General features: G+C 68.6%; 16 protein-coding genes. 7 read left to right on the top strand and 9 right to left on the bottom strand.

The window, feature by feature from the left end:
- Positions 1-106 precede the first annotated feature (106 nt).
- Genes ACFWP0_RS06745 through ACFWP0_RS06730 form a run of 4 tightly spaced genes read left to right on the top strand, consistent with a single transcriptional unit; the run spans position 107 to position 4,139 of the window.
- Positions 107-1,543, top strand: a complete 1,437-nt coding sequence (locus ACFWP0_RS06745) for a cytochrome ubiquinol oxidase subunit I (protein ID WP_377840669.1) — start codon at positions 107-109, stop codon at positions 1,541-1,543.
- 4 nt (positions 1,544-1,547) lie between these two features.
- Positions 1,548-2,555, top strand: a complete 1,008-nt coding sequence (cydB, locus tag ACFWP0_RS06740; RefSeq protein WP_377840668.1) for a cytochrome d ubiquinol oxidase subunit II — start codon at positions 1,548-1,550, stop codon at positions 2,553-2,555.
- Entirely contained in the window at positions 2,555-2,698 is a 144-nt protein-coding gene (locus ACFWP0_RS06735) for a DUF2474 domain-containing protein (protein ID WP_377840666.1), read from the top strand. The genes cydB and ACFWP0_RS06735 overlap by 1 nt, the downstream gene beginning before the upstream one ends.
- Positions 2,699-2,726: 28 nt before the next feature.
- On the top strand, positions 2,727-4,139 hold the full coding sequence (locus tag ACFWP0_RS06730; RefSeq protein WP_377840665.1) for a PLP-dependent aminotransferase family protein: 1,413 nt from the start codon (positions 2,727-2,729) through the stop codon (positions 4,137-4,139).
- Here ACFWP0_RS06730 and ACFWP0_RS06725 read toward each other — a convergent pair.
- The 7 genes from ACFWP0_RS06725 to ACFWP0_RS06695 form a co-directional block, all read right to left on the bottom strand.
- A complete protein-coding gene (locus tag ACFWP0_RS06725) occupies positions 4,136-4,702 on the bottom strand; it encodes a WG repeat-containing protein (protein WP_377840663.1) in 567 nt (188 codons plus the stop codon). The two genes, ACFWP0_RS06730 and ACFWP0_RS06725, sit on opposite strands and share 4 nt — an antisense overlap.
- Before the next feature lie 87 nt (positions 4,703-4,789).
- Positions 4,790-5,767, bottom strand: coding sequence for a Bug family tripartite tricarboxylate transporter substrate binding protein (locus tag ACFWP0_RS06720; protein WP_377840662.1), 978 nt, complete (start codon positions 5,765-5,767; stop codon positions 4,790-4,792).
- A 73-nt stretch (positions 5,768-5,840) separates the two neighbouring features.
- Entirely contained in the window at positions 5,841-7,070 is a 1,230-nt protein-coding gene (gene tcuB, locus ACFWP0_RS06715) for a tricarballylate utilization 4Fe-4S protein TcuB (RefSeq protein WP_377840661.1), read from the bottom strand.
- Positions 7,057-8,472: an FAD-dependent tricarballylate dehydrogenase TcuA gene (gene tcuA / locus ACFWP0_RS06710; protein WP_377840659.1), complete on the bottom strand. Its 1,416-nt coding sequence runs from the start codon at positions 8,470-8,472 to the stop codon at positions 7,057-7,059. The genes tcuB and tcuA overlap by 14 nt, the downstream gene beginning before the upstream one ends.
- A gap of 77 nt (positions 8,473-8,549) precedes the next feature.
- Positions 8,550-9,476, bottom strand: a complete 927-nt coding sequence (locus ACFWP0_RS06705; RefSeq protein ID WP_377840658.1) for a LysR family transcriptional regulator — start codon at positions 9,474-9,476, stop codon at positions 8,550-8,552.
- A gap of 3 nt (positions 9,477-9,479) precedes the next feature.
- Positions 9,480-10,178, bottom strand: a complete 699-nt coding sequence (locus tag ACFWP0_RS06700) for a glutathione S-transferase N-terminal domain-containing protein (protein ID WP_377840656.1) — start codon at positions 10,176-10,178, stop codon at positions 9,480-9,482.
- 44 nt (positions 10,179-10,222) lie between these two features.
- Positions 10,223-10,654 (bottom strand): hypothetical protein, encoded by a 432-nt coding sequence (locus ACFWP0_RS06695; protein WP_377840655.1) that lies wholly within the window; start codon positions 10,652-10,654, stop codon positions 10,223-10,225.
- A 154-nt stretch (positions 10,655-10,808) separates the two neighbouring features.
- Here ACFWP0_RS06695 and ACFWP0_RS06690 point away from each other — a divergent pair, with 154 nt between their 5' ends.
- Together ACFWP0_RS06690 and ACFWP0_RS06685 are read left to right on the top strand one after the other, a co-directional pair.
- Complete coding sequence (locus tag ACFWP0_RS06690) at positions 10,809-12,212, top strand: tetratricopeptide repeat protein (protein WP_377840653.1); 1,404 nt, start codon at positions 10,809-10,811, stop codon at positions 12,210-12,212.
- 116 nt (positions 12,213-12,328) lie between these two features.
- Positions 12,329-12,493: a hypothetical protein gene (locus tag ACFWP0_RS06685; RefSeq protein WP_377840651.1), complete on the top strand. Its 165-nt coding sequence runs from the start codon at positions 12,329-12,331 to the stop codon at positions 12,491-12,493.
- Positions 12,494-12,507: 14 nt separating this feature from the next.
- Here the strand turns inward: ACFWP0_RS06685 and ACFWP0_RS06680 are convergent, their stop codons facing one another.
- Both ACFWP0_RS06680 and ACFWP0_RS06675 read right to left on the bottom strand, forming a co-directional pair.
- A complete protein-coding gene (locus tag ACFWP0_RS06680; RefSeq protein ID WP_377840650.1) occupies positions 12,508-13,032 on the bottom strand; it encodes a thioredoxin family protein in 525 nt (174 codons plus the stop codon).
- Between the two features lie 16 nt (positions 13,033-13,048).
- Complete coding sequence (locus tag ACFWP0_RS06675; protein WP_377840648.1) at positions 13,049-13,738, bottom strand: cytochrome c biogenesis CcdA family protein; 690 nt, start codon at positions 13,736-13,738, stop codon at positions 13,049-13,051.
- A gap of 174 nt (positions 13,739-13,912) precedes the next feature.
- Here ACFWP0_RS06675 and ACFWP0_RS06670 point away from each other — a divergent pair, with 174 nt between their 5' ends.
- The gene (locus tag ACFWP0_RS06670) at positions 13,913-14,044 is read left to right on the top strand and encodes a hypothetical protein (protein ID WP_377840646.1); all 132 of its coding nucleotides are present in this window, start codon (positions 13,913-13,915) and stop codon (positions 14,042-14,044) included.
- The last annotated feature ends 51 nt before the right edge of the window (positions 14,045-14,095 follow it).

Below are 14,095 nucleotides of genomic sequence, written 5' to 3'. Positions count from 1 at the left end.
TAATCACGGCCAAAGTCCTACCTTCGTGGTGCAGGTCAACACCCGTCAGCGCACGCCGTCTTGTGGCGGTTTGCCAGCGCTGGCCACGAAAGTCAGGAATACCGCCATGGATAGCGACGCGCTATTGCTAGCCCGAATACAGTTCGGCTTCACCATCTCGTTTCACATCGTCTTTCCCGCCATCACCATCGGGCTGGCCAGCTACCTGGCAGTGCTGGAGGGCTTCTGGCTGCGCACGGGCAAGACCGTCTACCGGGACCTCTATCACTTCTGGACCAAGATCTTCGCCGTCAACTTCGGCATGGGCGTCGTATCCGGCCTGGTGATGGCCTACCAGTTCGGCACCAACTGGAGCTTCTTCTCCGATTTCGCGGGCAGCGTCACCGGCCCGCTGCTGGCCTATGAGGTGCTGACCGCCTTCTTCCTGGAAGCCGGCTTCCTGGGCGTGATGCTGTTCGGCTGGTCGCGCGTGGGCCCCGGCCTGCATTTCTTTTCGACCGTCATGGTGGCCTTGGGCACGCTGGTGTCGGCCACCTGGATCCTCGCGTCCAACAGCTGGATGCAGACGCCCGCCGGCTACGAGATCCTGGACGGGCGCGTGGTGCCCACGGACTGGCTGGCGGTGATCTTCAACCCGTCCTTCCCCTACCGCCTGGCGCATATGGGCATTGCCGCCTTCCTGGCCACCGCGCTGATGGTGGGCGCGTCCGGCGCCTGGCATCTGCTGCGCGGCGACCGCAGCCCGGCGGTGAAGAAGATGTTCGCGATGGCGATGGGCATGCTGCTGCTGGTGGCGCCGCTGCAGGCGGTGGTGGGCGACTTCCATGGCCTGAACACGCTCAAGCACCAGCCCGCCAAGATCGCCGCCATCGAAGGGCATTGGGAAAACGAGCCGGGCGCGGGCGTGCCGCTAACGCTGTTCGGCATCCCCGACATGGAGCGCGAGGAAACGCGCTACGCCGTGAACATCCCGCGCCTGGGCAGCCTGATCCTCACGCACAGCTGGGACGGCCAGTTCCCCGGGCTGAAGTCCTACCCGCCCGAAGACCGGCCCAACTCCGCCGTGGTGTTCTGGTCGTTCCGCGTCATGGTGGGGCTGGGCCTCTTGATGATCGCCCTGGCCGCGTGGGCGCTGTGGGCGCGCTGGCGGCACCGGCTGTACGAGTCGCGCTGGCTGCACCGCTGCGCGCTGTGGATGGGGCCGTCCGGCATCGTGGCCATGCTGGCCGGCTGGTACGTCACCGAGATCGGGCGCCAGCCCTGGGTGGTGTATGGCGTCATGCGCACGGCGGACGCCGCCACGCCGCACGGCGTGGGCGAACTGACGCTGACCCTGGCGCTCTTCGTGGCGGTGTACCTGCTGGTGTTCGGCGCGGGCGTGTCCTACATGCTGCGCCTGATCCGCATGGGCCCCAGCCCCGCGCCCGGCCACGCGCCGCTGTCCGGCGGCCCGGGCGAACCGCGCCAGCCGTCGCGGCCGCTGTCCGCCGCGTCCACCCTGGCGGGCATCGAGCCCGCGCAACGCAAGCATTCGGGAGCATGAGGCCATGGGCATCGACCTTGCACTGATTTGGGCCGTCGTCATCCTGTTCGGCGTGATGATGTACGTGATCATGGATGGCTTCGATCTGGGCATCGGCATCCTGTTTCCGCTGATCACCGACCGCGAAGAGCGCGACGCGATGGTCAATACCGTGGCGCCTGTGTGGGACGGCAACGAGACCTGGCTGGTGCTGGGCGGCGCGGGCCTGATGGCGGCGTTTCCGCTGGCCTACTCGGTGATCCTGAGCGCGCTGCATCTGCCGCTGGTCTTCATGCTGCTGGGCCTGGTCTTTCGCGGCGTGGCCTTCGAGTTCCGCTTCAAGGCCGACGAGCACCACCGCCCGCTGTGGGACCGCGCCTTCGTCCTCGGCTCCGTGTGCGCCACGTTTTTCCAGGGGGTCACGCTGGGCGCCTACATCGAAGGCATCCCGGTCGTGAACCGCGCCTACGCCGGCGGGCCCTGGGACTGGATCAGCCCGTTTTCGATGTTCACCGGCGCGGGGCTGGTGGCGGCCTATGCGCTGCTGGGCTGCACGTGGCTCATCATGAAGACCGAAGGCCGGCTGCATCGCCACATGTGCGAGATCGCGCGGCCGCTGACGCTGGCGCTGCTGGCCGTCATCGCCGCGCTGAGCGTTTGGACGCCGCTTGCGCAGCCGCAGATCGCGCAGCGCTGGTTCAGCCTGCCCAACATGTTCTGGTTCTTCCCGGTGCCCCTGCTGGTGGCCGCGGCGGGCTTCGAGTTGATCCGCCGCGTCAAGGGCCTGCCGGCCGCCGGCCCCTTCGTGCTGTCGCTGGCCCTGGTGTTCCTGGGCTACAGCGGCCTGGGCATCAGCATCTGGCCCGCGATCATCCCGCCCGACGTCTCCATCTGGACGGCGTCTGCGCCCCCGCAAAGCCAGGGCTTCGCATTGGTGGGAGCCTTGGCGATCATTCCGATTATTCTCATGTACACCGCCTGGTCGTACTACGTGTTCCGGGGCAAGGTGCGCACCGGCGAGGAGTTCCATTGATGAACGGCACGCAACCTTCCCTGCCCTCGTGGCGCAGCCGCCTGCTGTGGCTGGCGGCGATCTGGGCCTGCAGCGTCCTCGCGCTGGGCGTGGCGGCCTACGCGCTGCGCCTGGTCATGAGATCCATCGGCATGTCCACCTGACCCCCTGCATCCCGCACACGGATCCTCCATGAAGCGCTATGAACGCCTGACCGAAGAAATCACCGCCTCCATCCTGTCGGGCCTGCTGCAGGTGGGCGACCGCCTGCCGTCGGTGCGGCAGACCAGCGCCAGCCGCGGAGTCAGTCCGTCCACGGTGTTCAAGGCCTATTACCTGCTGGAGGCGCGCGGCCTGATCCGCGCGCGCGACCGCTCGGGCTATTACGTGCTGCGCGCGCCGCACGCCGCGCTGCCCGAGCCGGACGGCCTGTCCAGCGCCAGCGCGGGCCGCCATCCGGTGGACGTCAGCGACAACGTGCTGCAGGTGCTCAACGCCACCTTGCGGCGCGACATGCTGCCGTTCGGCTCCGCGTTTCCCAGCCCTTCGCTGCTGCCCTACGGCCGGCTGGCCAAGTTCATGGCGGCCACGGTCCAGAAGCTGGACCCGTGGGGATCCATCGACGATCTCAGCCCCGGCGACGCCGCCCTGCGCCGCGCCATCGCCCTGCGCTACCTGGCGGACGGCCTGTCCGTGCCGGTGGACGACATCGTCATCGCCAACGGCGCGCTGGACGCGCTGAACCTGTGCCTGGCGGCGGTCACGAACCCCGGCGACGCGGTGATCGTCGAGTCCCCCACGTTCTACGCCGCGCTGCAGTCGCTGGAGCGCAACCAGTTGCACGCTATCGAAGTGGCCACGCATCCGCGCGAAGGCATCGACCTGCAGGCGCTGGAAGCGGCCATCCTGCGCCACCGCCCGCGCGCCTGCTGGCTGATGACCACCTTCCAGAACCCGCTGGGCAGCCTGATGCCCGACGAGAAAAAGGAAGCGCTGGTCAGGCTGCTGACGCGGCACGGCGTGGCGCTGATCGAGGACGACGTGTACGGCGAGCTGTACTTCGGCGAGACCCGGCCGCGGCCCGCCAAGGCCTTCGACACCGAGGGCATCGTGATGCACTGCTCTTCGTTTTCCAAGACGCTGGCGCCGGGCTACCGGGTGGGCTGGGTGGCCGGCGGCCGCTACACCCGCAAGATCATGCGCAACAAGCTGACCACCAGCCTGGCCACCGCCGCCCCCACGCAGGCCGCCATCGCGGCCTACCTGGAAAAAGGCGGCTTTGACCGCCATCTGCGGCAGTTCCGCCAGGCGCTGGCCTTGCAGCAGGGCGAACTGCTGCAGGCCATTGCCCGCTACTTCCCCAAGGGCACGCGCGCCACGCGGCCGGCCGGCGGATACTTCGTGTGGGTGGAACTGCCGGCGCATATCGACACGCTGAAGGTGCACCGCGCCGCGCTGGACCACGGCATCAGCATTGCGCCGGGTCCGCTGTTTTCGGCGTCGGGCGCCTTCGGGAATTTCCTGCGCCTGAACCACGGGCATCCCTGGAATTCCGGGATGGAGCAAGGGATGGCGACGCTGGGCAAACTACTGGGCAGCGCCTAGCGGCGCGCTTCGATCTCGCGCTGCAAGGACGCCGCATCGGGCCGCAGCGGCAGCGCGAGCCTGCCCTGGCGGTCGATCGCGCCCCATTCGCCGCCCGCCAAGTAGCTGTGCTCGCCATCCGGCGTCCGCATGGCGCGGCAGCCCTTGCACACGGCGGCCAGGCCGCCGCTGAACCGGTCGCCCCAATCGTAGGGCGTGGCCAGCACGCGGTTGAGCTGCTTGTCGAAATAGGCCATGCCGCCGGCCCAGGGACCGCGCGCCAGTCCGTCTTCGAAGTCGTCGGCGCCGTTGTCGAAAGTGACGACCGCCACGGCGCGGCCATCGGGCCGCACCCAATGCCAGGAGCGGTTGGTGAACACGGGCGACAGGCCGTCGCCTTCGAAATCCATGCGCTCAAGCGCCTGGGGCTGGAATTCCACGGAGTCGCCGGCGGCGCGGGCACAATGGTCGGCGCGCTCCAGCATTCCGCCCGTTTCCTTGTCCGCGTACAGGCACGGCAGGTCGTAGTCGGCGGCGTTGCCCGAGGCCAGGGCAAGCATGGAGAGCAAGGCGGCAATCAGCATGCGGGCCATCCTAGCATGGCGTCATTGCCCGCCGGCGGCGCCCGCCCGCCGGCAACACAGCGCGGCCCGGACGGGCCGTGCCGCGCATCAATTGGCGGTCGCGCCCGAGTCCTTCACGGCCTTCGCCCACGCCGCGATTTCCGTTTGGATGAACTTGCCGAACTCGGCGGTGTTCACGCCGGACGCCCGCGCGCCCTCTTCCATCAGGCGCTGCTTCACGTCCGGCGCGGCCAGGGCGCCGCCCAATGCCTCGTTCAGCCTGGCCACCACCGCGTCGGGCGTGCCGGCGGGCGCGACGATGCCGTGCCAGGACACGGCCTGAAAGCCCGGCAGGCCCGATTCCGCCATCGTCGGCACCTCGGGCATCGCGGACGAGCGCTCCGGCGACGTGACGGCCAGCGCGCGCAGCGTGCCCGCCTTCACGTGCGGCAGCACGCCTGGGATGGTGGTGAACATGAAATCGATCTGCCCGCCGATCAGGTCCGTGATGGCGGGGCTGCCGCCCTTGTAGGGCACGTGCGTGAATTCGAGCTTGGCCTCGCTCTTGAACATCTCGCCGGCCAGGTGGCCCGGCGTGCCGGCGCCCGCCGATCCCATGTTGGTCTTGTCGCCCTGCGAGCGGATGTACGCGATCAGTTCCTGCACATTGGCCGCCTTTACGTTCGGGCCCACCACCAGCACGTTGGGCACGGTGGCCAGCAGGGTGACAGGCGTGAAGTCCTTGACGGCGTCATAGGAGATGCGCGAATACAGCGACGGGTTGATGCCGTGCGTGCTGGCGGTGGCCAGCAGCAGCGTATAGCCGTCCGGCGCGGATGTCGCCACCTGCTTGGCCGCGATGGTGCCGTTGGCGCCGCCCTTGTTGTCGATGACGATGGTCTGGCCGAGCGTCTTGGCCGCCTCGGCGGCGACCGTGCGCGCCAGGATGTCGGAGGTGCCGCCGGCCGAATGCGGCACGGCCAGCGTGATGGGCTTGGCGGGGAAGGATTGCGCGTGCGCCGCCGGCAGCGCCGGCGTCAGACAGGCGGCCAGCGCAACGCGCGCCAGCAGTCGGGTACGGAACATTGAAGTCTCCAGGTTTGTTGTCGGTTGCGGCGCCTTCCAGGGCGCCGTCATGCCCGCGATGAGGCCGGTCCGTTCAGTCGGAGCCCAGCTGCAGCTTGTTGGGCTGGCGTTTTTCGATGGACCACTTCAGCAGCGCGGCCGAGCGATAGATGCCGTGCGCGAACTTGCCGTAGGGCAAGGTCAGGAACAGCGCCATCACCACGCCCAGGTGGATCGCCAGCAGCAGGGCCATCGCGCTGCCGTCGCGGCCCGCCAGCAAGGCCAGGCCCGTGGCGCTGGTCAGGAACAGCAGCATGATGAACCCGCGGTCCATCGGCTTTTGCGCCGCGTCGCCCTGTTGCGGATGACGCTTGATGTTCAGCCACAGCAGGCCGGCCGGGCCGATCAAGAGGCCGATGCCGCCCGTGGTGCCCAGCAGCACCGGCGCGCTCCAGAACGGATACGGGGCTTGCTGGTCCAGCAGGTAGTGGTACAGCGTGGCCACGCAGGTGGCCGCAAAGCACAGCATGAAGCCGTAGAACGTGAAGTGATGGAAGCGCCGGCGCCACAGGGTGAAGGCGTCGTCGGCGTTGTTGCAGCCCTTGCCGTGGCCGCCGTCCAGGTAGCGCAGGCGCAGCGCGTCGTGCGCGGCCTCCGCCACCGCGGCGCCCGACGCCGCGCCCGGGCTGACGTTGCGCCAGAAACGCGTCACGCCCACGCCCAGCGCCAGCATGGAGAATCCGAACACCACGCCGAACATCAGCGCCAGCGTGTTGTGCGGGAACACGGCATAGAAATTGCCCGCCATCGGCTCATGGAACAGGCCGCCCGCCATCAGCACCGCCAGCACCAGGAACAGCGCCATGCCGGCGGCCGTGGCCAGCGACAGGGCCAGCCCGTTGCGCTTGTACAGCGCGCCCAGCGCGGCCGGCCATGCGTAGTCGGTGTAAGTCTGCACCCGGACCTTGGCCATGGCCTGCGGCACGTTCACCGCGAACTCGTGCGGCGGCGCGTACTGGCAAGCGTGCAGACAGGCGCCGCAGTTGTGGCACAGGTTGGCCAGGTAGTTCAGGTCGGCCTTGCCGAATTCCAGGCGGCGGGTCATGGCGGGAAACACCGCGCAGAACCCTTCGCAATAGCGGCAGGCGTTGCAGATCTGCATGACGCGCGCCACTTCGGCTTCGTCGTCCGTCAGCGTTTCGGCCAGCGGCTTGGCGTTCCTGCCGTGGAAATGCACGGGCTGTTCGGCCATGGCCGGCCCGGATCCGGAGTGGCTGTTGGAGAACGACTGCGCCTCGCGGGCCAGGGCTTCAAGCTGCTTCATGTTGTGCTCCCGCAGGTTGCTGGCGGCGCGCGGCGGCGGCGGCCCGGGTGCCGGCGATGCGGCCGAAGGCCGTGCCGATGGACATGCCCACCCCCGCCGTATAGCCCTTGCCCAGCACATTGCCGGCCATCATTTCGCCCGCGACGAACAGGTTGTCGCTGGGCTGGTCGTTGAACCGGACCGCGGCGGTGTCGTCCACCTTCAGGCCCAGATAGGTAAAGGTGATGCCGGGCCGCAAGGCATAGCCGTAGAACGGCGCCGTGTCGATGGGCCGGGCCCAGTGCGTCTTGGCGGGCGCCAGGCCTTCGGTGTGGCAGTCGTCCAGCGCGGTGTGGTCGAACTTGCCCACGCGGCACGACGCGTTGTATTGGCGTATGGTCTGCTCGAAGGTGGCGGGGTCCAGGCCCAGCTTTTCAGCCAGTTCGGGCAGGGTATCGGCCTTCACGCCGGGGAACACCGGCGGCATGAAGCGGCCGATCGCCTTGGCGTCGATGATGGAATAGGCGATCTGGCCCGGCTGCATGGCGGTCAGGCGGCCCCAGATGGCGTAGCGCTTGGGCCAGAAGTCCTCGCCCTCGTCATAGAAGCGCACGGCCTCCCGGTTGACCACCACGCCCAGCGACACGCAATCGATGCGCGTGCAGATGCCGCCGTCATACAGCGGCGCGCGGGCGTCGATGGCCACGCAGTGCGATTGGGAAGGGTCGCCGATGCTGTCCGCGCCGGCGTCCAGCATGAACTTCAGCAGCACGCCCATGTTGAAGCGCGTGCCGCGGATCAGGAAATTGTCGGCCGGCCATTCGCCGCGCTCGTTCTGGCCCCAGGCCTCGCGCAGCCATTCGCGGTTGGACTCGAAGCCGCCGGCGGCCAGCACACAGGCGCGGGCCTCGATGCGTTCCTCGCCGATGCGCGCCGCCACGAAGCGGCCGTTGTCCAGTTCCAGCGAGTCGACCGGGGCGTTGTAGCGGATCTTCACGCCCAGCGCCTCGGCGCTGCGGTAATAGGCATTGACCAGCGCCTTGCCGCCGCCCATGAAGAAGGCATTGGTGCGCGCCACGTGCAGCGCCCCCGACAGCGGCGGCTGGAAGTTCACGCCATGCCGGCGCATCCAGTCGCGACAGGTGGAGGACTCGCGGATGACCAGCCGCGCCAGGTGTTCGTTGGTCAGTCCGCCCGTCACCTTGAGCAGGTCCTGCCAGTATTCTTCCTCGGGGTACGCGTCGGTCAGCACGTCCTGCGGCGCATCGTGCATGCAGCGCAGATTGCGCGTGTGCTGCGAGTTCCCGCCCCGCCAGGCCGAAGGCGCCGCCTCTAGAAGCAACACGCTGGCGCCGGCCTCGCGCGCCATCAGGGCCGCGCACAGCGCCGCATTGCCCCCACCCACCACCAAGACGTCAACCATGCCATCTTCCCCAATTCAAGGAGCAGACTCTACCGGGCGGCGCGGCGCCGGGATATCAGGCGGGCGTCAACGGGTCTTCACGAATCGTGAAGGGCGACGACCGCCCATTTTCCGTCCCGGGCCAGCATGCGCGACACATCGGCCAGCACCAGCCGGGCGGCCAGCGCCGCGGGCGACAGCTCGTCTTCCGACAGGCTGGCCAGCAGATTGGGGCGGAACAGGTTCGCGTCGTCGATGCGGAGCATGTGCAACTGGCCGGGCGCGATGCGCGCCGTGGCCGAACTGGGCTGGATGGTGGCGGCGATGCCCAGCTGGACCACGTCCATCAGCAGCGACAGGCCGTCGACCTCGGCCACCACCCGGGGCGTCTGACCCAGCTGCAGGAAGGCGTTATTGACCAGCGCCCGCAGGCCGTGGCGGCCGCTGGGCAGCACCAGCGGCAGGTCCGCGATCGCTTCGAGCCGCGTCGTGTCGCCGGGGGGCAGGCCCGGCATATCGCGCCGGGCGCAGAGAAACAGGGGCTCGTCCAGCAGCGGCATGATGCTCCAGCGGCGCGCGGACTCGGCGTGAAAGACGATGGCCAGGTCCAGCAGGCGGCCGTTGAGCATGTCGCTGAGATGGCCCGACAGCGCCTCGACCAGATGCAGGCGGATATCGGGGTAGCGCTCGTTCATGGCCTGCAGGAAAGGCGCCCCCAGGATCGCCGCCGTGGTGGACGACAGGCCGACGCTGACGTGGCCGGCCAGCCGCGCCTGCTGGGCCGCCTGGACCGCGTCGTCCGCATGGCGCAGGGCCAGCTGCGCCTGGCGGAAGAACGCCAGCCCCGCATCCGTGGGCACCACGCCGCTGGCGCTGCGCTGCAGCAGGCGGGTCGAGAGCTCGCCTTCCAGCCGGCTGATCTGCTGGCTGAGCGCGGACGTGACCATGCCGATCGACGTGGCCGCCCGGCCGATGCTGCCCGCCTCGACAACGCGCACGAAATAACGGAGCTGGCGCAGTTCCATGGATCAGCCCGGAATGCTCAGCCCTTTCACCACGGCCGGGCGGGCGGCAAAGGCCTCCAGCACGCGGGCGACGTTCTTGAACTTGTGGAATTCCACCAGATCTCCCGCGCCGTAGAAGCCCACCAGGTTGCGCACCCAGGGCAGGATCGCGATGTCGGCGACCGTGTATTGGTCGCCCATCACCCAGTCGCGCCCTTCCAGGCGCTGGTCCAGCACGGCCAGCAGGCGCTTGGACTCCGCCGTGTAGCGCTCGAGCGGGCGCTTGTCTTCGTATTCCTTGCCCGCGAATTTATGAAAGAAGCCAAGCTGGCCGAACATCGGCCCGATGCCGCCCATCTGGAACATCACCCATTGCAGCGTCTCGTAGCGCCCCGCCGTGTCCGCGGGGATGAACTGGCCGGTCTTGCTGGCCAGGTAGATCAGGATGGCGCCGGACTCGAACAGCGCCAGCGGCTTGCCGTCGGGCCCGTTGGGGTCGAGGATGGCCGGGATCTTGTTGTTCGGGCTGAGCGACAGGAATTCGGGCGACAACTGGTCCTGGGAATCGAAGCTGACCCGGTGCGGCTCGTAAGGCAGGCCGGTTTCCTCCAGCAGGATCGACACCTTCACGCCGTTGGGCGTGGGCAGCGAATAGAGCTGGATGCGGTCGGGATGCTGGGCGGGCCACTTCTTCGTGATGGCAAACGAATCTAGGGAGGTCATGCGCGGGATTCTCCAGGGGAGGCGGGGGGTAATTGCCGACAATCCTAGCGCAAATACCGGCGCAGCCCCCAGCGCAGCGCCAGCACCGCCAGCGCGATGGGCAGGACCATGTGCATTTGCGCCAGAAACAATTCCCGCGTCGCCTCGCCAGGCGCCCAGGTATTGCCGAACACCAGGGGGGACGGCGGCGCCGCGTACAGGGAGACCAGCGCCGCGGCCAGCGTCGCCGCCGCCCGCCAGGGGGCCGATACCCGCACCTTGGGCACGCGTTCGGCCAGCGCCAGCACCAGCAGACCGGCCAGGCCCGCCAGCGCGGCGTCGATGAAGAAGTCGCGCGGTTCGTACATATAGGGCGCGTCGGGAACCGTCCAGCCATAGGTCCCGGTCGTCAGCACGGAGGTCAGGCAGGCGCCAAAAAGCGCCGCCGCGGCGGACAGCAGCAGGAAATCACAAACGCGCGGAAGCAGTTTCGGCATGGCGGGAAGCAGGCAGGGTGCCGCGCAGCGGGTGGGCAAGGCGGGCAGGATGCCACAGCTTGCCGCCGGACGCAGCCGGCGGCCTGCCCCTGGCCAATATTTGAGAGAATGGCCGCCCGCCCTCCCCCGGGGCCCCACGCCGAGATCCCAAGCAGTGCCCACGATTCCCAAGCAACACCGGCTTTACCCGCTACTGCTGGCGGGCGCGCTCCTGCTCGGCCAGGCGGCAGCCCCCGCGCTGGGCGCGGACCTCGCGCCCGGCCAGAAGCGCGCCGCCAAGGGCGCGCCCGACGGCATGCCCCAGTACGGCCGGGGCGACAACGGCCGCAGCCTGATCCTGACCTTGCTGAACAGCAAAGGCGGCGAGCCGGCCGCCAACACGCCGTACCGGCTGTTCCTGGCCGGCAAGGACGAGTCCATCCGCGACACCCCCAGCCAGGACGGCATCCTGCATGGCGTCACCGACGGGCGGGGCCAGACCGCCTGGGTCTGGACCGAACAGCCCCATGCCGGCGGTGACTTCACGCTGATACGCCGCATCGGCGACGGTCCGTGGGGGCACTTCTTCCAGCTCAACTCCAGCAACGACGGCGCGCCGCTGCCCGCGTGGCCCTACATCATGACCATGCACCAGCGCTGGGGCGAACAATGGGTGGACCTGGGCTACACCACCCGCCAGGGCGCCACGGCCTACTTCAGCCACGACATGCCGGCCGGCTCCATCTCGCTGTCCATCGACGCGCCCGTCACCGACGAGCGCGCGTGCTTCGACGAACTGGACGCCATCAACCGCAAGTTCAGCCAGGACGACGCGCAAGGCGCCCGGCAGCTGATCGACGCCATGCGCTGCTCGGCCAGCCCGCGGCAGCAGCTGGACCTGGCCCATGTGCTGCTGATGGCGGGCCAGCCCGAACTGGCCCGCCACTGGCTCATGCAGGCGCGGCTATGGCGCTTCCCGGAATCGCTCAAGCCCACCGAGTCCCCGGTGCTGCGCGACCGTCTCAACCTCGAACGCCTGCTGGGCATGCCGGACCTGGCGCTGGCCGACGCCATCGTGCTGCAGCAGCGCCAGTCCAAACGCGGCCGCGCGCGGCTTGAGGACGGGCGGGACTGGGCCAACGACACCGCCTACTACCTGGCGGACTTTCCGGACTATCTGCCGCAAGCCGAGGCGCAAGCGCGCCAGTCCATCCGGCAGTCCGGCCCCCGCCCCTACAACCAGGGCACGCTGGGCTGGATCCTGAGCTTGAAAGGCCAAGCCGACGAAGGCTTGCGCCTGATGCGCCTGGCCTACCGCGAGCTGCCGCGCGACCAGGAAATGGTGGCCGACTACGGCCTGGCGCTGTGGCGCAACGGCCAGCCGGAACAGGCGGCGCGGCTGTGGGACGAGGCCCAGCGCCAATGCGTGTGGGGCCGGCGCATGTACGACGCCATGCGCGAAGCCGGCTATCCGCATCCCTACTTTCAGCCGGCGGATTCCGGCGCGGTGAAGGCCTATCGGGATCGCTGCGACCAGCCGCGGGCCAGGACCAAGAACTTGAGAAACATCCAAGGATGAAAAAGCCGGCGGCATCTATCGCCAGATGCCGCCGGGCTTGTTTTGCGCGCGCCCTATAATCGTCAAATAAGCTGCAAGCCACGCGCCTGCCGATGCGCAGGCGCAGGAGACTCGCCATGAAATCCCCTGCGATGCACCTGCTTTCCCTGCTTGCCGCCGCCTTGCTGCTCAGCGGCTGCGCCGCCGGCCCGGGCGGCCCGCCCCATCCCGGCGCGGCCAATCCCTACAGCAGCGGCGGCTTCCATGACGCCGGGCCGAACTACCCGGATACGGGCCGGTAAGCGCCGCGGCCGCCCTAACCCGGCTGCGCCAGCAGGCGCTGGATCTCCGCTTCGGTCTCCCGGTACCTGCCTTCGCCGAAGTGGCGATAGACGATCCTGCCCTGCTTGTCGATCAGGTACACCGCCGGCCAATACTGGTTGCGGTAGGCTTCCCAGGTGCCATAGCGGTTGTCCTGGGCCACCGGATACGCGATGCCGAAGCGCTGCAAGGCCTTTTCCACATTGGGGGTAGACCGCTCGAACGGGAACTCCGGCGTGTGCACGCCCACCACCACCAGCCCCTGGTCCTTGTACTTCTGGTGCCAGCTCGTGACGTACGGCAGCGTGCGGATGCAGTTGATGCAGGTGTAGGTCCAGAAATCCACCAGCACCACCTTGCCGCGCAGCGACTCCATCGTCAGCGGCTCGCTGTTGAGCCATTTTTCGATGCCGGTGAATTCCGGCGCGGAAACGGACGCCGGCGCGGCCTGCGCGGAACCGTGCATCACGGAGGCGGCCAGCAGCGCGCCCAGGGCAATCTTCTTGAACGTGGCAAACATATCGAACTCCTTGGGGTCACAGAAACAGGTTGCTGATCCAGGCGTAGGCCAGGACGTCGTACTGGAAATAAATGGCGGCCGCGGTCAGGACCAGCAGCACGCCAAAGCCTTGCTGCAGGCGGTGCGTGTAGCGGGTCAGCCCGCGCGCCCGGACCGCGATGGCCTGCCCGCCGTAGGCGATCGCCAGCATGGGGATGCCCGCGCCGATGGCGAACGCCAGCAGCAAGGCGCTGGACTGGCCCAGGTCTTGCGCCTTGGCGGCCAGCACCAGGATCGACGCCAGGACAGGCCCCGCGCAGGGCGTCCATACCGCGCCCAGCGACAGGCCCAGCAGGAAGCCGCCGGCGTTGCCGTTGCCGGCTCCGCCCGCGCCGAAGGCCAGGCGCTGCAGCGGCCCGCCCACGCGGGCGATCAGGCGGTCGTAGGGCTGGGGCCAGATCCGCGCCAGGCCGAACAACGCCAATAGGCCGATCGACGTGGACCGCACGGCTTCATGCACCGACTCATTCAGGTTGGACAAGACGCTGAGCGCGATGCCCAGGCCGGCAAACGCCAGCACGAAGCCGGACACCACGAACAAGGGACGCAGCCGGTCCGGGCGTTCCAGCGAAGTGCCCAGCAGCACCGGCAGCAAGGGCAGCACGCAAGGCGACGCGATAGTCAGCATGCCGGCGAGCAGGGCGATGGGAGTGTTGATCAGGTCCATGGGGGTCGTCCTTTGGAAAGAGGCCCCATTGCACCCGCGGCACGTATCCGGCTTGTGCCGGATTGGCGGAATTTTTCAAGCGTGTGTATCCGCCGCCGGGGCGTACACAGTACGACACACAACGCGCGTCTTCCGGCGCTATAACCCCTGCACGCCCTGCATCCGGAGACCCCCATGAAACGCCTGCTTGCGGTCCTGCTGCTGATGTTCGGCGGCTTCAGCGCGGAAGCCGCCAAGCCGTTCCAGTGCCAGCTGATCTCGAACACCCGCCCGCGCCGGGATCCCCTGCCCCCGGGCGAGCGCTAGGAGCCGCCTTGGATAAAATCCCTGCACCGCTAAAGCGCGCCGCTCCCGGCG

The sequence above is a fragment of the Achromobacter sp. NPDC058515 genome (assembly GCF_042721735.1).
GTDB lineage: Bacteria > Pseudomonadota > Gammaproteobacteria > Burkholderiales > Burkholderiaceae_B > Achromobacter.
The sequence above is the reverse complement of the archived record's forward strand: the minus strand, read 5'-3'. Positions and strand labels throughout refer to the sequence as shown.